Origin of the sequence: Pseudoduganella plicata (assembly GCF_004421005.1) — a bacterium.
In the GTDB taxonomy this organism is placed as follows: Bacteria; Pseudomonadota; Gammaproteobacteria; order Burkholderiales; family Burkholderiaceae_D; genus Rugamonas; species Rugamonas plicata.
The window spans coordinates 4,658,197-4,678,050 of sequence record NZ_CP038026.1 but is presented as its reverse complement, the minus strand read 5'-3'; the positions used below and the strand labels follow the sequence as shown (position 1 = coordinate 4,678,050).

At 63.9% G+C, this 19,854-nt stretch carries 24 protein-coding genes; 13 read left to right on the top strand and 11 right to left on the bottom strand.

Going from position 1 to position 19,854, the window contains the following annotated elements; translation table 11 throughout:
- The first annotated feature begins 26 nt into the window (after nt 1–26).
- The gene (locus E1742_RS20725; RefSeq protein ID WP_134387029.1) at nt 27–227 is read left to right on the top strand and encodes a twin transmembrane helix small protein; all 201 of its coding nucleotides are present in this window, start codon (nt 27–29) and stop codon (nt 225–227) included.
- 144 nt (nt 228–371) lie between these two features.
- Here E1742_RS20725 and E1742_RS20720 read toward each other — a convergent pair whose 3' ends face one another.
- The 7 genes from E1742_RS20720 to E1742_RS20695 form a co-directional block, all read right to left on the bottom strand.
- Nucleotides 372–1,232 carry a cytochrome c oxidase subunit 3 gene (locus tag E1742_RS20720; RefSeq protein ID WP_134387028.1) on the bottom strand — a complete coding sequence of 287 codons (861 nt, stop codon included), beginning with the start codon at nt 1,230–1,232 and terminating at the stop codon, nt 372–374.
- Nucleotides 1,233–1,252: 20 nt separating this feature from the next.
- Nucleotides 1,253–1,450 (bottom strand): DUF2970 domain-containing protein, encoded by a 198-nt coding sequence (locus E1742_RS20715; RefSeq protein ID WP_134387027.1) that lies wholly within the window; start codon nt 1,448–1,450, stop codon nt 1,253–1,255.
- Nucleotides 1,447–2,040 carry a cytochrome c oxidase assembly protein gene (locus tag E1742_RS20710; protein WP_134387026.1) on the bottom strand — a complete coding sequence of 198 codons (594 nt, stop codon included), beginning with the start codon at nt 2,038–2,040 and terminating at the stop codon, nt 1,447–1,449. The genes E1742_RS20715 and E1742_RS20710 overlap by 4 nt, the downstream gene beginning before the upstream one ends.
- A gap of 10 nt (nt 2,041–2,050) precedes the next feature.
- Nucleotides 2,051–2,158, bottom strand: coding sequence for a cytochrome oxidase small assembly protein (locus E1742_RS26900; protein ID WP_229466154.1), 108 nt, complete (start codon nt 2,156–2,158; stop codon nt 2,051–2,053).
- Between the two features lie 70 nt (nt 2,159–2,228).
- On the bottom strand, nt 2,229–3,848 hold the full coding sequence (gene ctaD / locus E1742_RS20705; protein ID WP_134387025.1) for a cytochrome c oxidase subunit I: 1,620 nt from the start codon (nt 3,846–3,848) through the stop codon (nt 2,229–2,231).
- Between the two features lie 16 nt (nt 3,849–3,864).
- Nucleotides 3,865–5,100, bottom strand: a complete 1,236-nt coding sequence (gene coxB / locus E1742_RS20700) for a cytochrome c oxidase subunit II (protein ID WP_134387024.1) — start codon at nt 5,098–5,100, stop codon at nt 3,865–3,867.
- Nucleotides 5,101–5,435: 335 nt separating this feature from the next.
- Nucleotides 5,436–6,362, bottom strand: coding sequence for a methyltransferase domain-containing protein (locus E1742_RS20695; RefSeq protein ID WP_134387023.1), 927 nt, complete (start codon nt 6,360–6,362; stop codon nt 5,436–5,438).
- Between the two features lie 86 nt (nt 6,363–6,448).
- Between E1742_RS20695 and E1742_RS20690 the strand changes: the two genes are divergently transcribed.
- From E1742_RS20690 to E1742_RS20670, 5 genes are all read left to right on the top strand, one after another.
- A complete protein-coding gene (locus E1742_RS20690; protein ID WP_134387022.1) occupies nt 6,449–7,174 on the top strand; it encodes a ComF family protein in 726 nt (241 codons plus the stop codon).
- Between the two features lie 18 nt (nt 7,175–7,192).
- A complete protein-coding gene (gene trmL, locus E1742_RS20685; protein WP_134387021.1) occupies nt 7,193–7,663 on the top strand; it encodes a tRNA (uridine(34)/cytosine(34)/5-carboxymethylaminomethyluridine(34)-2'-O)-methyltransferase TrmL in 471 nt (156 codons plus the stop codon).
- A 10-nt stretch (nt 7,664–7,673) separates the two neighbouring features.
- Nucleotides 7,674–8,012, top strand: a complete 339-nt coding sequence (locus tag E1742_RS20680; protein WP_134387020.1) for a hypothetical protein — start codon at nt 7,674–7,676, stop codon at nt 8,010–8,012.
- Between the two features lie 100 nt (nt 8,013–8,112).
- Nucleotides 8,113–8,940 (top strand): REP-associated tyrosine transposase, encoded by an 828-nt coding sequence (locus E1742_RS20675; protein WP_134387019.1) that lies wholly within the window; start codon nt 8,113–8,115, stop codon nt 8,938–8,940.
- A 78-nt stretch (nt 8,941–9,018) separates the two neighbouring features.
- Nucleotides 9,019–9,477 carry a DUF421 domain-containing protein gene (locus tag E1742_RS20670; protein WP_134387018.1) on the top strand — a complete coding sequence of 153 codons (459 nt, stop codon included), beginning with the start codon at nt 9,019–9,021 and terminating at the stop codon, nt 9,475–9,477.
- A 2-nt stretch (nt 9,478–9,479) separates the two neighbouring features.
- On the opposite strand, the gene E1742_RS20665 is transcribed toward E1742_RS20670, so the two are convergent.
- Nucleotides 9,480–9,962, bottom strand: coding sequence for an adenylyltransferase/cytidyltransferase family protein (locus E1742_RS20665; protein WP_134387017.1), 483 nt, complete (start codon nt 9,960–9,962; stop codon nt 9,480–9,482).
- A 91-nt stretch (nt 9,963–10,053) separates the two neighbouring features.
- Here E1742_RS20665 and E1742_RS20660 point away from each other — a divergent pair, with 91 nt between their 5' ends.
- From E1742_RS20660 to E1742_RS20650, 3 genes are all read left to right on the top strand, one after another.
- A complete protein-coding gene (locus tag E1742_RS20660) occupies nt 10,054–10,995 on the top strand; it encodes a hydrogen peroxide-inducible genes activator (protein ID WP_134387016.1) in 942 nt (313 codons plus the stop codon).
- Nucleotides 10,996–11,013: 18 nt separating this feature from the next.
- On the top strand, nt 11,014–11,883 hold the full coding sequence (ubiA, locus tag E1742_RS20655; protein ID WP_134387015.1) for a 4-hydroxybenzoate octaprenyltransferase: 870 nt from the start codon (nt 11,014–11,016) through the stop codon (nt 11,881–11,883).
- Nucleotides 11,884–11,962: 79 nt separating this feature from the next.
- Nucleotides 11,963–12,334, top strand: coding sequence for an ElaB/YgaM/YqjD family protein (locus tag E1742_RS20650; protein WP_134387014.1), 372 nt, complete (start codon nt 11,963–11,965; stop codon nt 12,332–12,334).
- A gap of 72 nt (nt 12,335–12,406) precedes the next feature.
- On the opposite strand, the gene E1742_RS27415 is transcribed toward E1742_RS20650, so the two are convergent.
- The 3 genes from E1742_RS27415 to E1742_RS20635 all read right to left on the bottom strand — a co-directional run bounded on the left by E1742_RS27415 (nt 12,407) and on the right by E1742_RS20635 (nt 14,326).
- Nucleotides 12,407–12,535 carry a VOC family protein gene (locus tag E1742_RS27415; protein ID WP_371860168.1) on the bottom strand — a complete coding sequence of 43 codons (129 nt, stop codon included), beginning with the start codon at nt 12,533–12,535 and terminating at the stop codon, nt 12,407–12,409.
- Between the two features lie 244 nt (nt 12,536–12,779).
- On the bottom strand, nt 12,780–13,604 hold the full coding sequence (proC, locus tag E1742_RS20640) for a pyrroline-5-carboxylate reductase (RefSeq protein ID WP_134387013.1): 825 nt from the start codon (nt 13,602–13,604) through the stop codon (nt 12,780–12,782).
- Nucleotides 13,601–14,326 carry a YggS family pyridoxal phosphate-dependent enzyme gene (locus E1742_RS20635; protein WP_134387012.1) on the bottom strand — a complete coding sequence of 242 codons (726 nt, stop codon included), beginning with the start codon at nt 14,324–14,326 and terminating at the stop codon, nt 13,601–13,603. The genes proC and E1742_RS20635 overlap by 4 nt, the downstream gene beginning before the upstream one ends.
- A 195-nt stretch (nt 14,327–14,521) precedes the next feature.
- Between E1742_RS20635 and E1742_RS20630 the strand changes: the two genes are divergently transcribed.
- The 4 genes from E1742_RS20630 (at nt 14,522) to E1742_RS20615 (ending at nt 19,847) form a co-directional block, all read left to right on the top strand.
- The gene (locus E1742_RS20630) at nt 14,522–15,622 is read left to right on the top strand and encodes a type IV pilus twitching motility protein PilT (RefSeq protein WP_229466152.1); all 1,101 of its coding nucleotides are present in this window, start codon (nt 14,522–14,524) and stop codon (nt 15,620–15,622) included.
- A complete protein-coding gene (locus E1742_RS20625) occupies nt 15,574–16,710 on the top strand; it encodes a PilT/PilU family type 4a pilus ATPase (RefSeq protein ID WP_134387011.1) in 1,137 nt (378 codons plus the stop codon). Before E1742_RS20630 ends, E1742_RS20625 begins: the two co-directional genes overlap by 49 nt.
- A gap of 10 nt (nt 16,711–16,720) precedes the next feature.
- Entirely contained in the window at nt 16,721–17,215 is a 495-nt protein-coding gene (locus E1742_RS20620; RefSeq protein WP_134387010.1) for a glutathione peroxidase, read from the top strand.
- Between the two features lie 181 nt (nt 17,216–17,396).
- Entirely contained in the window at nt 17,397–19,847 is a 2,451-nt protein-coding gene (locus tag E1742_RS20615; RefSeq protein WP_134387009.1) for a putative bifunctional diguanylate cyclase/phosphodiesterase, read from the top strand.
- Nucleotides 19,848–19,854: the final 7 nt, after the last annotated feature.

Below are 19,854 nucleotides of genomic sequence, written 5' to 3'. Positions count from 1 at the left end.
GCAAGCTTTCAACCACCGGACCGCGTATGAAAATTCTTGTCGCCATCGCCTTCATCCTCATTATCGGCAGCCTGGGTTCGGCGCTGTTCTACCTGATGCGCGACAAGGGCGGCAGCCGGCGCACCGTGCGCGCCCTCGCGCTGCGCGTCGGCTTCTCGGTACTGCTGTTCGTCCTGATCCTTGTCGCCAACCGCCTGGGCTATATCCAGCCAACGGGCCTGCACTAAGCCACCGCGGCTCGTCCAGAAAACCGGTGACAGGCTCCATTTTCCCGAAAATGGAGCCTGTCACCGGTTTTCTGGCAACAAAAAAGCCGCAGCGGCGGGCCGCTGCGGCTTTGGCTGCATGGGCGGGCCGATTATAACGCCGCCTTACAGCCAGTAGACTATGACATAAAGTCCCAGCCAGACGACGTCCACGAAGTGCCAGTACCAGGCCGCTCCCTCGAAGGCGAAGTGGTGCTCGGGCGTGAAGTGACCTTTCATCAACCGGAACAGAACGACGGACAGCATGATGGCGCCCATCGTCACGTGGAAGCCGTGGAAGCCCGTCAGCATGAAGAACGTGGAACCATAGATGCCCGACGTGAGCTTCAGATTCAGCTCGCTGTAGGCATGGATGTATTCATAGGCCTGGAAGCCCATGAAGACAGCGCCCAGCAGGACCGTGGCGGCCAGCCAGGCGATGGTTTTCGACCGCTTGCCTGCCTGCAGCGCGTGGTGGGCGATCGTGAGCGTGACGCCGGACGCCAGCAGCAGCGCCGTGTTCAGCGTGGGGATCGGGAACGGACCCATCGTGTTGAAAGCGTCCACGACGCCGGCCGGGCCGGCATTGCCCCACTGCGGCGCGTAGTCGGGCCACAGCACTTTGTTGTCCAGGTCGCCCAGCCATGGCATCGTGATGACGCGGGCGTAGAACAGCGCGCCGAAGAAAGCACCGAAGAACATCACTTCGGAGAAGATGAACCAGCCCATCGACCAGCGGAACGAGTAGTCGATGCGTTTGCCGTACAAGCCGCTCTCGGATTCGCGGATGGCGTCGCCGAACCAGCCGAACAGCACGGCGATCATCGCCACGATGCCGACGAGGCAGACGATCCGGCCCCACGCGGCATCGTTGACCCAGCCGGATGCGCCCACCATCGTGACCAGCATCGACATCCCCGCCAGCATCGGCCAGCGGGAGGGTCCGGGCACGAAGTAATGCGGCGCCGTCGCGTTATTCGAACTCATATTCATCTCCTCGTGAACTCTTATGAAACCACCAATTTGACGACAGTTACCAATATACCGATGAACAGCGCGACGGCCAGCAGGCCCGCCAGGATCACGTGAAACGGATTGAGTTTCACGTCATCCTTATCGAAGTCGCTCTTGCGGCGCAGCCCCACGAACGACCACATGACCGCCTTGAGCGAGTAGAGGAACGACGGTTTGCCGCTCCCGCTCATCGCACCACCCCGCCCGGCGCGGCTGCGGTTTTATTCACGCCGGCGATTTCAATGAAGGTGTACGACAGCGTGATCGTTTTCACCTCTTTCGGCAGTGCCGGATCGAGGAAGAACACGACCGGCATCTGCTTTGCCTCGTTCGCCTGCAACGTCTGCTGCTGGAAGCAGAAGCACTCCACCTTCTTGAAGTGCGGCGTGGCGCTTTGCGGCGCGTAGCTTGGAATGGCCTGCGCCGTGACGGGCCGCGCCTGCGAGTTCACCACTTCATAGACCACCGTGGCCATCTCGCCGGGATGCACCGTGATGCTGCGCTGCGTCGGCCGGAAGCGCAGCGTGCCCTGCACATTGCTGTCCAGCTCCACGGTGATGGAACGGCTCATGTCGACCTGCGTGTTCTTCGGCGGCGCCACCGTGCCGTCCTTCTGCGTCAGCACGTTGATGCCGAGGACTTCGCAAATGTGCCGGTAGACGGGAATGAGCGCATAGCCGAAGCCGAACATGGCAACGGCGACGACCACCAGCTTGCCCAGCATCTTGCGATTCGTATCGCGCTCTTCACTGCGTCCTTCCTGAGGATCGTTGTCGTTCACGATGCGGCGCTCAGCTGAACCAGGTTCTCTTGGCGATGACGGCAACGAAGAACACGAGCGCGAGCGCCCCCAGGATCAGGGCCAGGCGCAGGTTGTTCGGCTTGTTCTGGTCGGGCATGCTGCTTCCATTCACTCGATTGCCAACTGCAGGCGCGCGGGCCGCGGCCCGCGCTGTTTTCAGGTCAACGTTACTTCACCAGCGGCGGCGTCTCGAACGTGTGGAACGGCGCCGGCGACGGCACGGTCCACTCCAGGCCTTCCGCGCCTTCCCATGGCTTGTCGGCTGCCTTCTTGCCGCCGCGGATCGTCGGCAGCACAACGAAGAACAGGAAGTAGACCTGCGACAGGCCGAAGCCGAACGCGCCGACGGAGACGATCATGTTGAAGTCGGTGAACTGGGTCGGATAGTCGGCGTAACGACGCGGCATGCCTGCCAGGCCCAGGAAGTGCATCGGGAAGAACGTGATGTTGAACGTGATCAGCGAGGCCCAGAAGTGGATCTTGCCGCCCAGCTCAGGGTACATATGGCCGGTCCATTTCGGCGCCCAGTAATAGAAGCCGGCGAACAGCGCGAACAGCGATCCGGCCACCAGCACGTAGTGGAAGTGCGCCACCACGTAGTATGTATCCTGTACCTGGATGTCGATCGGCGTTACCGCCAGGATCAGGCCCGTGAAGCCGCCGATGGTGAAGACGAAAATGAAGCCGACGGCGAACAGCATCGGCGTCTCGAACGTCATCGAACCCTTCCACATCGTGGCGATCCAGTTGAACACCTTCACGCCGGTCGGTACGGCAATGAGCATCGTGGCGTACATGAAGAACAGCTGCGACGTGACGGGCATGCCGGTCGTGAACATGTGGTGCGCCCAGACGATGAACGACAGGATGGCGATCGACGCGGTGGCATAGACCATCGATGCATAGCCGAACAGCGGCTTGCGGGCAAAGGCCGGGATGATCTGCGAGACGATGCCGAAGGCCGGCAGGATCATGATGTAGACCTCGGGGTGGCCGAAGAACCAGAAGATGTGCTGATACATGATCGGATCGCCACCGCCGGCGGCGTTGAAGAACGACGTGCCGAAGTGGCGGTCCGTCAACGTCATCGTGATGGCGCCGGCCAGCACGGGCATGACGGCAATGAGCAGGTAGGCGGTGATCAGCCACGTCCAGCAGAACATCGGCATCTTCATCAGGGTCATGCCGGGCGCGCGCATGTTCAGGATGGTGACGATGATGTTGATCGAGCCCATGATCGACGAGGCGCCCATGATGTGCAACGCGAAGATCGCCATGTCCATGCCGGGGCCCATCTGCGTGGACAGCGGCGCATACAGCGTCCAGCCGGCGGCGGTGGCGCCGCCCGGGGCGAAGAACGAGCCGGCCAGCAGCAGCGCGGCAGGCGGCAGCAGCCAGAACGAGAAGTTGTTCATGCGTGCGAACGCCATGTCGGAAGCGCCCACCTGCAGTGGAATCATCCAGTTGGCAAAGCCGACGAAGGCCGGCATGATCGCGCCGAACACCATCACCAGGCCGTGCATCGTCGTCAGCTGGTTGAAGAACTCGGGCTGGAAGAACTGCAGGCCGGGCTGGAACAGCTCCGTACGGATCAACAGCGCCAGCACGCCGCCGGACAGCAGCATGACGAACGAGAACCACAGGTAGAGCGTGCCGATATCCTTGTGGTTGGTCGCGAACAGCCAGCGTTTCAGGCCGGTGGGATGATCGTGCGCGTGATCGTGCCCATGTCCGTGCCCATCGGCGTGACCATGCGTTTGTGGTTGATCGATAGTAGTCGTGCTCATGATAATGAAGCTCCTGTTACTTACGTGCTGCCACAATTTCGGCCGGTTGGACGATGTTCTCTTCTGGCTTGTTCGACCAGTTGTTGCGCGTGTAGGTGATCACGGCGGCAATGTCGGTATCCGACAGCTGCTTCCAGGCCGGCATCTCGGCCGGGTATTTGCCGCTCTTCTGACCGTGCAGCAGGATGTCGATCTGCGGGCCTTTCGGACCGTTGACCACCGGCGAGCCATCCAGCGCGGCAAAGGCGTTCGGCACGCCCTTGCCGGTTGGCTGGTGGCAGACGGCGCAATTGGCGTTATACACCTTTTCGCCTTTGGTTTTCAGTTCGTCGATGGTCCAGGTCTTGTTCGGATCGTCCGCCAGCGCGGCCATTTCCTTTTTCTTCTTGTCGACCCATGCCGTGTATTCCTCGGCTGTGACGACCCGCACGACGATTGGCATGAACGCATGCTCCTTGCCGCACAGCTCCACACAGTTGCCGCGGAAGACGCCAGTATGCTCGGACTTGAACCACGTGTCGCGCACGAAGCCGGGAATCGCATCCTGCTTGACGCCGAAGGCCGGCACGGTCCAGGAGTGGATCACGTCGTTGGCCGTTGTCACAATGCGCACTTTCTTGTGCACCGGCACGTAGACTTCGTTATCGACTTCCAGCAAGTAGTTCTCACCGCGCGGCTGCGTGGGTGCGGTGCCGGGCGCGCCGACCTGCGCACGGGGCGTCGCCAGATTGGAGATGAACGAGATGCCCTCGCCTTCGCCGTTCAGGTAGTCGTAGCCCCACTTCCACTGCATGCCGGTGGCCTTGATGGTGATGTCGGCGTTGGACGTGTCCTTCATGCCGACGACGGTGCGGGTGGCGGGCAGCGCCATGCCGATAACGATTAGGAACGGCACGACGGTCCAGGCAATCTCCACGGCGGTCGACTCGTGGAAGGTGGCGGCCTTGTGGCCCACCGATTTGCGGTGCTTGAAGATAGAGTAGAACATCACCCCGAACACGGCCACGAAGATGACGAGGCAGACGATCATCATCCAGTTGTGCAGGCTGTAGATTTCCGAAGCGATTTGCGTTGCGGCGGGCTGGAGGTCAAGCTGGTTCGGCATCGGGCCGCCGGTGCCGCCGGTGGCTGCATGGTAAGTGCCCTGGTTCGTTGCCGCAGGTGCCGCCCATACCGGTGCTCCGGCCAGGGATACTGCCACCGTCGCGGCCAGCCCGTGCATCAACGATTGAAGTCGCTTCGCAAGTTTCATGTTTTCCCCAAACCACCCAAGATAAGAAAAAATTTTCACTGCGACGCCACTGGCTGTGCCGGGTGCGTCGTCGTGCGTAAAACACCAAAAGTTGCAAGCAGGCTAGAAGCCTGCTCAACCTTGACAATGCCACCGGCAGACACAATATCACCGATGACGCTGATTATTGATGCCTTGCTGATTCCGGCCGCTTTTTACGCCGGATTCTTGTGTGTCCGGTTGGAAAAAAGTAGCAAAATTAGTCAAGGATTATAAGCATTATTACTTAGCCATATCAAGCGTATAGCTGTGTTTGAAATGGTGCAGCGCGCCATTGTGGCGCCCGTGCCAACAGCTTATTTGCCGGGGCGGCGCGACGGGTCGAAGCGGATAATCGCCTCGCCATCCTTCGTCACCCGGGGAGCGGGACGGAAGGCGTGCCCGTAGATCACCTCGAACGTCAATGCCAGCTTGCCGTCCGCGCGACGGCCCTTCTCCAGTCCTGACAGCAGGCGCGCATGGGCCGCCCGGCCCAGCAGGCCCTTGCGCGCCGTCGCGAGCGGGTTGCCGCCCAGCGCGCGCACGTCGGCCAGCAGCTTGTCGGCACTGTCATAAGTGACAGTCAGCTTTTCCATATCCATCACGGGCGTGGCAAATCCGGCTTCCACGAGCTGGTCGCCAAAGTCGTGCATGTCGACAAACGGCAAGGTGTGCGGTGCGAGGTCGACGTCGGCAAACGCGGCCCGCACCTCCTGGAAGGTGTCGGGACCGAAGCAGGAAAACATCAGCAGCCCGTCCACGCGCAGGACGCGGCGCCACTCGGCGAACACGCGGTCCGGCTGCGGATGCCAGTGCAGCGCCAGATTCGACCAGACCAGGTCGACGCTGTTGGGGCCGAGCGGCAGGTCGGCAAAGTCGCCGCACAGCAGGTCGATGCCGCTTTTTGCCGGCAGCAGCCTGCCCAGCAGCTGGTTCAACGCCGACTGCCGGCCTGGCTGGCCGGGCAGCGAGCGCAGCATCGCTTCCGATGCGTCAATGCCCACCACCTGGGCCGCTACGTAAGCCTTGTGCAGCAGTGCCAGATCCGCCCCGCTGCCGCAACCTGCATCCAGCACGCGCTGGGGCACGAGGCGCACCAGTTGCAGCCGCTCGTGCATCCGGTGGGCGATCTCGCGGCGCAGGAAGTCGCCCTCCAGCACGCGCAGCGGGCGGGAGAACAGCCTGCGCACGCGCTCGACGTCGATGGGGGCGGAAAGTTTCGGTGGCTTGGCGGGCACTTGCATGGTGTTCTTTGCTGGGGTGAGATAATGTAAAGGCGTGTACAGGGTGGTAGTTTACCTGTTCGTGGCCAATTGCGATGGGAGCAGCAATGGGAAGCGCCCTCTGGAAGGCAGGACTGACGGCGTTGTTGCCATGCGGCTGCGCGTTGTGCGGGGCGTATGGCCGCGACGCGCTGTGTCCGCCGTGCCGCGGGCAGTTCTTCCGTGGCGGCGATCGCCGTTGTCCCGTCTGCGCGGAACCGCTGCCGGACGGCTCGGCGGTAGTGCCGTGCGGCCGTTGCGTGGCGCAGCGCCCTGCCTACGACGCTACCGTTGCGGCCGCCTCGTATGCCATGCCGCTGGACCGCCTGGTGCTGGAACTGAAATTCGGCGGACGGCTGGCCCATGCGCGGCTGTTCGCGCAGCAGATCGCGCGGGCGGTGGACGAGGTGCCGGCGCTGGAGCGCCCGGCGCTGCTGTGTCCGGTTCCGCTGGGGCCTGCCCGGCTTGCCGAGCGGGGCTTCAACCAGGCGCTGGAAATCGCCCGTCCGCTGGGCCGTCTGCTGGACATCGCCGTGTCGCCCCGGCTGACGCAGCGGGTGCAGGAAACGGCGGCCCAGAGCAAGCTGCGGGGCTCGGCCCGGCGCGCGAATATGGCGCATGTCTTTGCCGTGCCGGACCGGACACTGGTGGCCGGCCGCCACATCGGCATCGTCGACGACGTAATGAGCAGCGGGCAGACCTTGCACGAACTGGCCGCCGTCCTGAAGCGGCACGGCGCCGCGCGGGTCACGAACCTCGTGTTTGCGCGCACGCCGCCGCTTCGACCGTCATAGCATCGTTAGGAGAAAAGTTTGTTTCACGTTGTACTCGTCAATCCCGAAATTCCGCCGAACACCGGCAACGTCATCCGCCTGTGTGCCAACACGGGCGCGCAACTGCACCTGATCGAACCGCTCGGCTTCCCGCTGGACGACGCCAAGCTGCGCCGCGCGGGCCTCGACTATCACGAATACGCGCGCATGAAGGTGCACAAGGACTGGGCCGCGTTCCTGGCCGACGTGCAACCGGACACGGCACGCATGTTCGCCATGACCACGCACGGCTCGACACCGTTTGCGCAGTTGGCGTTCGAGCCGGGCGACGTGTTCGTCTTCGGCTCGGAAACGCGCGGCCTGGCGCCGGCGTTCCGCGAAAGTTTCCCCGCCAGCCAGCGCATCCGCGTACCGATGCGGCCGGACAACCGCAGCCTGAACCTGTCGAACACGGTTGCCATCGTTGTCTACGAGGCGTGGCGGCAGCAGGGGTATGCGGGCGGGGCATAGGACCGCAGACATGGCGTCGAAGCTTCCTCCACGCAAGCGGGCCAAACGTAAAGTCGATCAACGCCCGCAAGCGCCGGCCCGCGGGCGGGCCATGCTGATGAGATCGCTGAACTGGCTGCTGGTAGCGATCGCCACGATCGGCTGCGGGCTCGGATGCTGCCTGCTTTACGACGGCCTCGCGACTGGCGTGACAACCTCGCTCAACAAGTACGGCACCCACCACACGTATTCGATGCAGCTCCAGCAGGGCAGATTCTGGCTCACGATGGCCGGCCACCTGGCAACAACCCTCATTCTCGCAGCCGTAGCAATCGTCTTCGCCATCTTTCCAGTCGATAAACGGCACTGACAACATCGGGGTCAGGCACGAAAACTGTCACGAACTCAGCTCATTAGCGAGCGTTGACGGTCATCATGGCCGCAACCGAGTCAGATGCTAACGTGCATGGATGAGCAGACCTCACCGTACCCTTCTCGCCGGAGCCCTGTACCACGTGACGTCGCGGGGCAATCGACGGGCAAACATCTTTGCGGACGACAAGGACCATCTGATCTGGCAAGACACGCTGGCCGTCGTCGTCGGCCGTTTCAAGGTCGTGATCCACGCATTCTGTCTGATGCCGAATCACTTTCACCTGCTGATCGAAACGCGCGAACCGAACCTGTCGCAGGCGATGCATTACCTGAACGGCAGCTATGCGAGACGCTACAACCAACGGCATGGCCAGGCAGGCCACCTCATCCAGGGTCGGTACCATGCCGTGCTTGTCGAACAGGATGAGCAATTGCTCGAGGTGGCACGATATATCGCACTCAATCCCGTTCGGGCCAGGTTGGTGGCTGCGCCAGCCGATTGGCGCTGGAGCAGCCACCGCTACTATTGCGCCCTCGACGTCGTACCGGACTGGCTTACGCGGGACGTGGTGCTCGAAATGTTTGCCAGCACGCAAGAGCACGGCACGTCGCATTACGACGGGTTCATCCGTGCAGGTATCGGCGCCGCCGACCCGCTACGCCACCACAGGGAGCGCGACAACGGGTCGACCACGCGCGATGGGCCAAGGCTGCCGCTGGAAGCGTTTCATACCCTGTATGCCGACAGGCGAACGGCAATGGCCGCAGCGTTCCACCGCGGACGTTACCCGCGCAGCCAGATCGCCAGGCAGTTCGGCGTCTCGCTCAGTACGGTTGACAGGGCGCTGGCTGACAGGCGATACGCCATTACGGACCAGTCTGTGACAGTTTTTGTGACTGACCCCGATGTTGTCACGGGCTGAGCGGTTGGACGCATTCGTGTTGGCATAAATGCACTAGACGCCGTATAAGTGAGCTTTCGGCTCTACGGCGGAGGTCGCATGTTCGATATGGATTTGCCCTGGTGGGAATTTATTGCCCGCGGCACCATCATTTATGCTTTTCTGCTCGTGATGGTGCGGCTGACGGGCAAGCGGACCATTGGCCAGTTCACGCCGTTCGATCTGCTGATCGTGATGCTGCTGAGCGAGGCTGTGTCGAATTCGCTCAACGGTGGCGACAATTCCATCCAGGGCGGACTGATTCTCGCGTCGACGCTGATCGCCTTGAACGTCATCATCGCCGTCGCCACCTCGCGCAGCCGCAAGATCGCGGAGCTGGTCGACGGGTCGCCCGTGCTGCTGGGCCGTGACGGCAAGGTCTTCACCGACGTCGTCAAGAAATGCCGCGTGGCCGAAGGCGACGTCGAGCAGGCGCTGCGCGAGGCCGACTGTCCCCTGCACAAGATGAAATGCGCCTTCCTTGAACCGGACGGCAAGATCACCATCCTGCAGAACTAGCCTTACGCGCCGAACGTGCGAACCTTGGCCAGCAGCTTGGTCGTCGAGCGGTCGTGCTCGAAGTCGATCGCGACGGCCTTGCCGCCATACGCGAGCACCGCCTTCCCTTCCGGAATCGCCGTCATATCGTAGTCGCCGCCCTTGGCGTAAATCTCCGGCTGCGCTTCCAGCACCACTTCCAGCGCCGTATCCTCGTCGAACGGCACCACCAGGCTGACCGATTCCAGCGCCGCCAGCAGCGCCATCCGGTCGTCGCACGTGTTCAGGGGACGATCGTCGCCCTTGCCCAGCCGTTTGACGGACGCGTCCGTATTGGCCGCCACGACCAGCGACGCTCCCAGCTCGCGCGCCTGCGCCAGGTAGGTGACGTGGCCCCGGTGCAGGATGTCGAACACCCCATTGGTCAGCACGACAGGTTTCGGCAGCGCCGCCACGCGGGCCCGCAGCTCGGCGCGGGAACAGATTTTCTCTTCGAATCGGGGCATGAAGTCTCTCTTGCTATGGGTATCGCGCCCATTATAGCCAGTGCATTCCGTTACAATATGACCGCCTCCGGCCCCTACCAGCCAAGAACCTATGACACTTACCGAACTCAAGTACATCGTCGCGGTCGCGCGCGCCAAACATTTCGGCCACGCGGCCGAGGCCTGCTTCGTGGCGCAGCCGACGCTGTCGGTCGCGATCAAGAAACTTGAGGATGAGCTGGGTGTGACGCTGTTCGAACGGGGCGGCGCCGAGATTTCCGTCACGCCGCTGGGTGCGCAGATCGTGGCGCAGGCCGAGCGCGTGCTGGAGCAGACGGCCGCTATCAAGGAACTTGCCAAACAGAACAAGGACCCGCTGGCCGGCCCACTGCGCCTGGGCGTCATCTACACGATTGGCCCCTATCTGCTGCCGCCGCTGGTCAGGGCGATGATCGGGAAGACGCCGCAGATGCCATTGATCCTGCAGGAAAACTTCACCGTCAAGCTGCTGGAGCTGCTGCGCCAGGGCGAACTGGACGCCGCCATCATGGCCCTGCCCCTGCCGGACCACGGCATGGCGATGCAGGACCTGTACGACGAGCCCTTCGTCGTCGCCATGCCGAACCACCACCCGTGGGTCGCGCGCGACCGCATCCCCGCGGAGGACCTGAAGAAGGAAACAATGCTATTGCTCGGCAACGGCCACTGCTTCCGCGATCAGGTGCTGGAAGTGTGCCCGGAGATGGCGCGCTTCTCCACGCCAGGCAACGGCATGCAACGCACTTTCGAGGGCTCCTCGCTGGAAACGATCCGCCACATGGTGGCCAGCGGCATCGGCCTTACAGTGCTGCCGCGCGCCTCCGTCCCCGACATGGATGCCCGCGGCGGCATGCTGCAGTTCCGCCATTTCGAGAACCCGCAGCCGTCGCGCCGCGTCGTCATCGTCTGGCGCAAGAGCTTCACGCGCAAGGCCGCCATCGACGCCGTCGTGGAAGCGATTGCCGGATGCGACCTGCCTGGCGTGACCATGCTGGATGCCCCTGCCGCCGCCTGACCTGACTTCGACAATACCGTGTACGCTCCCGCCCCTTCCAAATTGCAGCTGTATTTCCGCCTTGTGCGGCTTGACAAGCCCATCGGCACCGTGCTGCTGCTGTGGCCGACACTGATGGGCCTGTGGCTCGCCAGTGGTGGCGTGCCTGCCTGGCACCTGCTCGTCATCTTCTCGCTGGGCACGTTGCTGATGCGTTCGGCCGGCTGCGCAATCAACGATTACGCGGACCAGGATTTCGACCGCCACGTCAAGCGGACGGCCGACCGCCCCATCACCAGCGGACGCATCAGTGGCAAGGAAGCCGTCGCCATCGCGGCCGGCCTGTCGATCGTCGCGTTCCTGCTGATCCTGCCGCTCAATGCGCTCGTCAAGCAGCTGAGCGTGGCCGCCGTCATCATCGCCGGCACCTATCCCTACTTCAAACGCTTCTTTGCCATTCCGCAGGCCTACCTCGGCATTGCGTTCGGCTTCGGTATTCCGATGGCGTTCGCCGCCGTGCAGAATACCGTGCCCGCCATCGCGTGGCTGCTACTCCTGGGCAATGTGTTCTGGGCCGTGGCCTACGACACGGAATATGCGATGGTCGACCGCGACGACGACCTGAAAATCGGCATCAAGACGTCCGCCATCACGTTTGGCCGCTGGGACGTCGCCATCGTCATGCTGTGCTACGTCCTCCATCTCGCCATTCTGCTGCTGGCCGGCGTGCACTTCGGTCTCGGCTCCTGGTTCCTGGCCGGACTCGCCGTGGCCGCCGGCTGCGTCGTCTATCACTACTTCCTCATCCGCAATCGCGAGCGTGCGCCTTGTTTTGCGGCATTCCGCCACAATAACTACCTGGGAGCGGCGGTATTTGTCGGGATCGCGCTGGATTATGCGCTGCGCTGATTCCACCAGGCAATGCCGTCGCTGACTAGGATTGACGTTCCTGCTGACGTTCAGCTGACATTCAAAAGAAGAGGCGATTATGGATCAGACGACCAATCTCGAAGGCACCGGCAGCACCAAAGGCAATGGCAGCACCTACAACTCCGGCGACAGCGCGCAAACCCGCGAGCGCCTGATGGGCGACCTGAAGAAAACCATCGGCGATGCGGAACAGTGGCTGCGCGGCGCGGCCAGCAGCACGGCGGAGGATCTGGGCGATGCCCGCGCCAAAGTCCAGGAAACGCTGCGCTCGGCAAAGACCAATCTGCTGACACTGGAAGATTCCGTGGTGGCGAAAAGCAAACTGGCGGCGCAGGCCACCGACACCTATGTGCACGACAACCCATGGAAAGCCGTCATCATCGGCGGCGTCGTGGGCCTGCTGCTGGGTGTCATTGTGTCGCGCGACTGAGGCGTGACGCGGTAACGAAAAACGGCTCGCAGTGCGGGCCGTTTTGTTTTCAGGGCCAGAACGGCTGCCCCTTCACACGCCGCCCTTGAACACCGCTTCGACCCGATGGCCGTCCGGATCGGCCAGGAACGCGGCGTAGTAAGCCGGACCGTAGTCCTCGCGCAGCCCCGGCCCGCCGTTGTCCCTGCCGCCGGCGCGCATGCCCGCCGCGTGGAACGCATCGACAGCCCGCGCGTCGGTGCCGCGAAGGCCAGGTGAAAGCCGTCGCCGGGCGCGGCCGCGTCGTCACGCTGCTTCAGGCACAGGATATCCTGGTCGTCCACGGTTCCGTAGCCGATCGCTTCATCGTCCTCGAACACGCGACGGAACCCCAGCGCGCCAAGCACGCCGTCATAAAACGCCGCGCCGGCGGCCAGGTCGCGCACGCCCAGCGACAGGTGATGGATCATTGCGCCCCCAACTCGTCGCCCAGCTCCCGGCCGCGTGCCGCAGCCGCCTTGACGGCGGTGGTGACGGCGTCCTTCACGCCGGCCGCCTCCATGCTCGTCAGCGCCGCGTAGGTGGTGCCGCCCTTCGACGTGACGCGCTCGCGCAAGGTCGACAAGGGTTCCTCCGAACGCCCGGCCAATGCCGCCGCGCCCGCGAACGTGCCCTGCGCCAGCGCCAGGCTTTGTGCCGGCGTCAGGCCCAGCTCCACGCCGGCCTGCTGCATCGCCTCCATGAAGTAAAAGACGTAGGCGGGGCCGCTGCCCGATACCGCCGTTACCGCGTCGATCAGCCCTTCGTCGTCCAGCCACATCGTCGTGCCGACACCGGCCAGCATCTGGTCGGCCATCGTGCGCTGCGCGGCAGTAACGCCGTCGTACGCCACCATGCCCGTGATGCCCATGCCGATCAAGGCAGGGGTATTAGGCATGCAACGCACGATGGCGCCGTAGCCGCCCAGCCAGCGTGACAGATCGCGCGCGCGGATGCCGGCGGCGATGGAGACGACCAGGGGCTGGTGCCCCACCAATGCCAGCAGCGGCTGCAGCGTGGCTGCCACGTCGCGCATGTTTTGCGGTTTCACGGCCAGCACGATGACTTCCGCTGCCGTCACGGCCGCGTCAATCGCGGCGGCTGTCGTCAGGCCATACTCGCGCTGCAGGTGTTCCAGCGCCGCCGGGTTGGGGTCCACGACATGGATGTTTGCGCCTGGCGTGACCCGCCCCGCCAGTCCGGCAATCAGCGCCGCGGCCATATTGCCGCCGCCGATAAATGCAATCTTCATTGAGGTTCCTTGTTGGTGTGACGGGCGCCGAAAATGGCGCTGCCGACGCGCACGATGGTGGCGCCTTCCAGGACTGCCGCGCGCAGGTCGGCCGACATGCCCATCGACAGCGTGTCCAGCGCGAAGCCTTGTTCGCGCAGATCGTCGTACAGCGTGCGCAGCGCCGCAAACGCGGCGCGCTGCGCATCGAAGTCCTCCGTCGGCTCGGGAATGGCCATCAGGCCGCGCAGACGCAGCTTCGGCAGTGCGGCCACGGCGCGCGCCAGCGCCGCCACGTCCGCCGGGGCTACGCCACTCTTGCTGGCTTCCCCGCTGATATTGACCTGCAGGCAGATATTGAGCAGGCCCCGTCCATCCGGCCGCTGTTCGGCCAGGCGCTGGGCGATCTTCTCTCGCTCGACGGTATGTACCCAGTCGAAATGCTCGGCGATGGGCCGCGTCTTGTTGCTCTGGATCGGGCCGATGAAGTGCCATTCCAGCGGCAGGTCAGTCAATGCGGCGGGCAGCGCGGCCGCGACGGCACGCACCTTGTCGACGCCTTCCTGCACATAGTTTTCGCCAAAGGCGCGCTGCCCGGCCCCCGCCGCTTCGATCACGGCATCGGGGCCGAAGGTCTTGGAGACAGCCAGCAGGCGCACGCTGTCGCGTGGGCGCCGCGCCTCGTCGGCGGCCGCCGCGATGGCATCCCCGACTGCTTGCATGTTCAGAGTGATTGTGGACATAATCGTCGATCCGGCCTTGCCAGGAGCCCGTCTGCGCCTGCTGTTTCAGCGTGGTTGCAATTCAGCGTGCAACCGGGTTGCCACCTGAGTTGCCACCTGAGTTGCCACCCGGGTTGCCCCCTTGTCAGCAGTCGCGCGCCGGCAGCCTGCGGTTCCGGTTTTAATGAGCTTATTGTTTTGATCACTGGATTATAAATGGACATCTCCGAACTTCTCGCTTTCTCCGTCAAGAACAAGGCATCGGACCTGCACCTGTCCGCCGGCCTGCCGCCGATGATCCGCGTGCACGGCGATGTCCGCCGCATCAACCTGCCGCCGCTGGAGCACAAGGACGTGCACGGCATGATCTATGACATCATGAACGACAGCCAGCGCAAGGTGTACGAGGAGCTGCTCGAGATCGACTTCAGCTTCGCCATTCCCGGCCTGGCGCGCTTTCGCGTCAATGCGTTCAACCAGGACCGTGGCGCTTCCGCCGTGCTGCGCACGATCCCGTCGAAGATACTCACGCTGGAAGACCTGAACGCGCCGAAGATCTTCGCCGACTTCGCGCTCAAGCCGCGCGGCCTCGTGCTCGTCACGGGTCCCACCGGCTCGGGCAAGTCGACCACGCTGGCAGCCATGGTCAACCACCTCAATGAGCACGAGTACGGCCATATCCTGACGATCGAGGACCCGATCGAATTCGTGCACGAATCGAAGAAGTGCCTGATCAACCAGCGCGAAGTGGGCCCGCACACCCTGTCGTTCAGTAACGCGCTGCGCTCGGCGCTGCGGGAGGATCCCGATGCGATCCTCGTCGGCGAGCTGCGCGACCTGGAGACGATCCGCCTGGCCCTGTCGGCGGCGGAGACGGGCCACCTCGTGTTCGGCACGCTGCACACGTCGTCCGCCGCGAAGACGATCGACCGCATCGTCGACGTCTTCCCCGCCGAGGAAAAGGAGATGGTACGGGCCATGCTGTCCGAATCGCTGCAGGCCGTCATCTCCCAGACGCTGCTGAAGACGAAGGATGGCGCAGGCCGCGTAGCCGCGCACGAGATCATGGTGGGCACGCCGGCGATTCGCAACCTGATCCGCGAAGCGAAGATCGCGCAGATGTACTCGGCAATCCAGACGGGCAGCAACGTGGGCATGCAGACGCTCGACCAGAACCTGACGGACCTGGTGCGCCGCAACGTGATCTCGTCGGCCGCCGCCCGCGCCGCCGCCAAGATCCCGAGAACTTCCCCGGTTAAGGAGCGGCGATGGAACGCGACCAGGCATCCAAATTCATGTTCGACCTGCTGCGCCTGATGGTCGGCAAGAAAGGCTCGGACCTGTTCATCACGGCCGGCTTTCCGCCGGCGATGAAGATCGACGGCAAGCTCACCCCCGTCTCGGCGCAGCCTTTGACGGCGGCACACACGGCCGATCTGGCCCGCTCCATCATGAACGACAAGCAGACGGCATCGTTCGAGGCGACCAAGGAGGCCAACTTCGCCATCAGTCCCGGCGACCTCGGGCGCTTTCGCGTGTCCGCCTTCGTGCAGATGAGTTCTGTGGGCATGGTGCTGCGCACGATTAACAGCGCCATCCCGAAGCTGGAAGACCTGGGCCTGCCAGAGGTCCTAAAGGACATCGTGATGGCCAAGCGCGGCCTCGTCATCATGGTCGGCGCCACGGGCTCCGGCAAATCGACGACGCTGGCGGCGATGGTCGGCTGGCGCAACGCCAACAGCCATGGGCACATCATCACGATCGAAGACCCGGTGGAGTTCGTCCACCCGCACCACAACTGCATCGTCACGCAGCGAGAAGTGGGCGTTGATACGGAAGACTGGGAAGTGGCGCTGAAAAATACGCTGCGCCAGGCGCCGGACGTGATCCAGATCGGCGAGATCCGCGACCGCGCGACGATGGACCACGCCATCGCGTTTGCCGAAACGGGCCACCTGTGCCTGGCCACGATGCATGCGAATAACGCCAACCAGGCGCTGGACCGCATCATCAACTTCTTCCCCGAAGAGCGCCGCCAGCAACTGCTGATGGACCTGTCGCTGAACATGAAAGGCATGATCTCGCAGCGCCTGGTGCCGCTGAAGGAAGGGAAGGGCCGTGCGGTGGCCATCGAGATCATGCTGAACTCTCCGCTGATCTCGGACCTGATCTTCAAGGGGCAGGTGCACGAGATCAAGGAGCTGATGAAGAAGTCGCGCGAGCTGGGCATGCAGACGTTCGACCAGTCGCTGTTCGACCTGTACGAAGCGGACAAGATCAGCTACGAGGACGCTCTGCGCAACGCCGATTCCGTCAACGACCTGCGTCTTGCCATCAAACTGGAAGGCAAGGGCGCGAAAAACCGCGACCTGTCCGCCGGCACCGAGCATCTGGGCCTGATCTGAGGAGCGCACCATGACGTCCGTCTTCGATTTCTTCGCCGTCAGTCTGGCCGGCCAACCCGTTGAGCTGGCGCAGTACCACGACAAGGTGCTGCTGATCGTGAACACGGCCAGCGCATGCGGCTTCACGCCGCAGTACACGGGGCTGGAGAAGCTGCATGAGCGCTACGGGCCGCAGGGCTTCATGGTGCTGGGCTTTCCCTGCAACCAGTTCGGCGCCCAGGAACCCGGCACGGCGGAGGAAATCGGCGCTTTCTGCGAGACAAAGTATGCCGTCACCTTCCCCCTGTTTGCCAAGATCGATGTCAATGGCGCCGCCGCCCACCCGCTCTACCAATATCTGAAAAAAAGCGCGCCTGGCGTGCTCGGCACCAAGGCGATCAAGTGGAATTTCACCAAATTCCTCGTCCGGCGCGACGGTACCGTCGCGCACCGCTACGGGCCCATGACGAAACCGGAGGAAATCGCACGCGATATCGAAGCGCTGCTGGGGAGTGCTGTCGGCTGAGCAATAACTAGTGGTTACATGCATCATGTTGTGCTGTAACCGCAGAAATCTGTTCATTACTGAGAGAACGCGATATCGTTGCACACTGGAATTGCATTCTAGGTAATAATGGCGGGCGCACTTTTGCTCACAAAACCACGCCATGCCGCTCCCCGCAAGTATCGTATCCCGTTGGATCAGAATGGGCGCCTATTCCCGCCTGTTCGTACCAATTTCCCTGCTGATCGTGGCTATCGTGGCCGTGCGCTATACCCTGCTGGTGGATTCGGAAGCCGGGCAGGCGCGGCACCAGCTGGTTCTGGAAACGCGCCAGGTCACGCAAAACCTTGCCGAAGCTCTCGCCCCTCTGGCGGCGGCACACGACCGGGCCGCTGTCACGGCGCTGTTGCAGCGCACCGCCAATGTCAGCGAGGGCGTCTCGCGCGTGCGCTGGCTGGAGGACGGGACGGCCCTGGAGGCGATGCGCTTGCCCGACGCGCCGCTCTACCCGGCCTGGTTTTCCGCTGTTGCCGGCATCGATCCGCTGACCTACACGGTGCCGGTTGGCGCCTCCGGCTCCCATGTGGAAATATGGTTCAGCGCCACCCCGGCGCTGAACGTGGCGTGGCGCGCACTGCGCCACCAGGCGCTGGTAACGGCGCTGAACATCTTCCTGATCTACTGCCTGCTCGGCCTCCTGATCTTTGCCACGCGGCGCATGCTGCGCCGGATCAGCCGCGCCACGCAGGCCTTCCGCGACGGCCAGTACCACGTGCGCCTGCCCGTGCGGGGCTTTCCGGAGGCGCAAGCGGTGGCCACCACGTTCAACGAGATGGCGGCGCGCATCCAGGACCTGATGCTGACGCTGCAATCGGAAAAGGAGCGCAGCGAAGTCACGCTGGCATCGATTGGCGACGCCGTCATCGTGACCGACCCGTGGGGCCGCGTCGAATCGATGAACGAGACGGCGCAGGTGCTGACGGGCTATACTGCCGGCGAGGCGCGCGGCCAGGAACTGCACGACGTGTTCGCGCTGGCAAACAACTTCGGCCAGCACACGCTCATGAAGACGCTGGCCGCCGTGCAGGCGGGCGGCCCCGCCGTCAAGGCCAAGGACCAGAACCTGCGCCACCGCGACGGCCGCCGCTTCAATGTCGAATATACGGCCGCGCCGATCCGGCAAAGCGCCGGCGGCATGCTGGGCACCGTGCTGGTGTTCCGCGACGTCAGCGAGACGCGTGAGCTGATCCAGCAGATGTCGTGGCGCAGCTATCACGACGTGCTGACCGGGCTGCCCAACCGCGCCGCGCTCGCGGGCCGTTTCGAACAGGAGATCGCCCGCGCCCGCGATGGCGGCGCCCTGCTGGCCGTCTGCCTGTTCGACCTCGATCACTTCCGGCAGATCAACGACAGCGGCGGCCACGCGCTGGGCGACGAAGTGCTGAAACAGGTGGCAAGCCGCCTGCACGAATTTGCCGGCAACGACCATTACGTGGCCCGCCTCGGCGGCGACGAATTCGTGCTGCTGCTGCGCGACCATGGCGACAAGGCAGGCGTCGAGCGGACGCTGGAGCGGCTGATGCTCGCGCTGACACGGGGCTACCAGGCGGGATCGCGCACGGTGCCGCTGACGGCCAGCGCGGGCGTGGCGCTGTACCAGGGCAGCGACGTCAGCGCCGACAACCTGCTGCGCCACGCCGACCAGGCGCTGTACCAGGCCAAGGTCGAAGGCCGCCGCAAGGTGCACTTCTTCGACGCGGTGCTGGACGAGCAGGTCCGCACCCACCACAACCGCCGCACCGAAGTGCGCGACGCACTGCTGGCGGGCCAGCTGTGCCTGTACTACCAGCCGAAAGTGGACATGCGCCACGGCCGCGTCGTCGGCATGGAAGCGCTGCTGCGCTGGCGCCATCCGCAGCGCGGCATTCTCGGTCCCGCCGAGTTCCTGCCCGCCGTGGAGCACACCGACCTCATTGCCGACATCGGCGAATGGGTGCTGCGCGAGGCCCTGCAACAGTTGACCGCGTGGGGCGGCAAGGGCCAGCTGTGGGGCGTCAGCGTGAACATCGCCGCACGCCATTTCCAGCGCCCGGATTTCGTGCGGCGGCTGCGCGCCATCCTCGACGAATTCCCCGCCGTGCCGCCACGGCTGCTGGAGCTCGAGATCCTCGAATCGTCGGCCCTGCACGACGTCAATCACGTGCGCTCGATCATGCAGGAATGCCAGGCGCTGGGCATCCGCTTCGCACTGGACGATTTCGGCACCGGCTACTCGTCGATGGCGTACCTGAAGCGCCTGCCCGCCGACGTCTTGAAGGTAGACCAGAGTTTTGTGCGCAATATGCTGGTGGACCGGGACGACCTGCACCTCGTCAGCGCCGTCATCGGCCTGGCGCGCGCCTTCAACCGCGGCGTCATTGCCGAAGGCGTCGAGACGGCCGAACATGGCGCCCTGCTGATCCGGCTGGGTTGCGACCTGGCGCAAGGGTACGGGATTGCGCGGCCGATGCCGGCCGAAGACGTGCCAGGATGGGCCGACGGCTTCGTCAAGGTGCCGGCCTGGGAGGATGCCAGTTTGCTGGGGCCCTTGATGGATCTGCGCGGCGAGTTGCGCGATTTCAGCCGTGACTTGAATCTGTCGACGCCAGCTTGAACGTCGT

Excerpts from the sequence above, each read along its gene's own strand:
- E1742_RS20625 (WP_134387011.1), top strand. The coding sequence starts at position 15,574 with ATGGAACGCGACCAGGCATCCAAATTCATGTTCGACCTGCTGCGCCTG.
- proC (WP_134387013.1), bottom strand. The coding sequence starts at position 13,604 with ATGAAGATTGCATTTATCGGCGGCGGCAATATGGCCGCGGCGCTGATT.
- E1742_RS20720 (WP_134387028.1), bottom strand. The coding sequence starts at position 1,232 with ATGAGTTCGAATAACGCGACGGCGCCGCATTACTTCGTGCCCGGACCC.
- ctaD (WP_134387025.1), bottom strand. The coding sequence starts at position 3,848 with ATGAGCACGACTACTATCGATCAACCACAAACGCATGGTCACGCCGAT.
- E1742_RS20725 (WP_134387029.1), top strand. The coding sequence starts at position 27 with ATGAAAATTCTTGTCGCCATCGCCTTCATCCTCATTATCGGCAGCCTG.
- E1742_RS20715 (WP_134387027.1), bottom strand. The coding sequence starts at position 1,450 with ATGAGCGGGAGCGGCAAACCGTCGTTCCTCTACTCGCTCAAGGCGGTC.
- coxB (WP_134387024.1), bottom strand. The coding sequence starts at position 5,100 with ATGAAACTTGCGAAGCGACTTCAATCGTTGATGCACGGGCTGGCCGCG.
- E1742_RS20650 (WP_134387014.1), top strand. The coding sequence starts at position 11,963 with ATGGATCAGACGACCAATCTCGAAGGCACCGGCAGCACCAAAGGCAAT.
- E1742_RS20670 (WP_134387018.1), top strand. The coding sequence starts at position 9,019 with ATGTTCGATATGGATTTGCCCTGGTGGGAATTTATTGCCCGCGGCACC.
- E1742_RS20660 (WP_134387016.1), top strand. The coding sequence starts at position 10,054 with ATGACACTTACCGAACTCAAGTACATCGTCGCGGTCGCGCGCGCCAAA.
- E1742_RS20690 (WP_134387022.1), top strand. The coding sequence starts at position 6,449 with ATGGGAAGCGCCCTCTGGAAGGCAGGACTGACGGCGTTGTTGCCATGC.
- E1742_RS20680 (WP_134387020.1), top strand. The coding sequence starts at position 7,674 with ATGGCGTCGAAGCTTCCTCCACGCAAGCGGGCCAAACGTAAAGTCGAT.
- E1742_RS26900 (WP_229466154.1), bottom strand. The coding sequence starts at position 2,158 with ATGCCCGACCAGAACAAGCCGAACAACCTGCGCCTGGCCCTGATCCTG.
- E1742_RS20630 (WP_229466152.1), top strand. The coding sequence starts at position 14,522 with ATGGACATCTCCGAACTTCTCGCTTTCTCCGTCAAGAACAAGGCATCG.
- E1742_RS20675 (WP_134387019.1), top strand. The coding sequence starts at position 8,113 with ATGAGCAGACCTCACCGTACCCTTCTCGCCGGAGCCCTGTACCACGTG.
- E1742_RS20665 (WP_134387017.1), bottom strand. The coding sequence starts at position 9,962 with ATGCCCCGATTCGAAGAGAAAATCTGTTCCCGCGCCGAGCTGCGGGCC.
- E1742_RS20695 (WP_134387023.1), bottom strand. The coding sequence starts at position 6,362 with ATGCAAGTGCCCGCCAAGCCACCGAAACTTTCCGCCCCCATCGACGTC.
- E1742_RS20615 (WP_134387009.1), top strand. The coding sequence starts at position 17,397 with ATGGGCGCCTATTCCCGCCTGTTCGTACCAATTTCCCTGCTGATCGTG.
- E1742_RS20635 (WP_134387012.1), bottom strand. The coding sequence starts at position 14,326 with ATGTCCACAATCACTCTGAACATGCAAGCAGTCGGGGATGCCATCGCG.
- E1742_RS27415 (WP_371860168.1), bottom strand. The coding sequence starts at position 12,535 with ATGCGCGCCGGCGGCAGGGACAACGGCGGGCCGGGGCTGCGCGAGGAC.
- E1742_RS20620 (WP_134387010.1), top strand. The coding sequence starts at position 16,721 with ATGACGTCCGTCTTCGATTTCTTCGCCGTCAGTCTGGCCGGCCAACCC.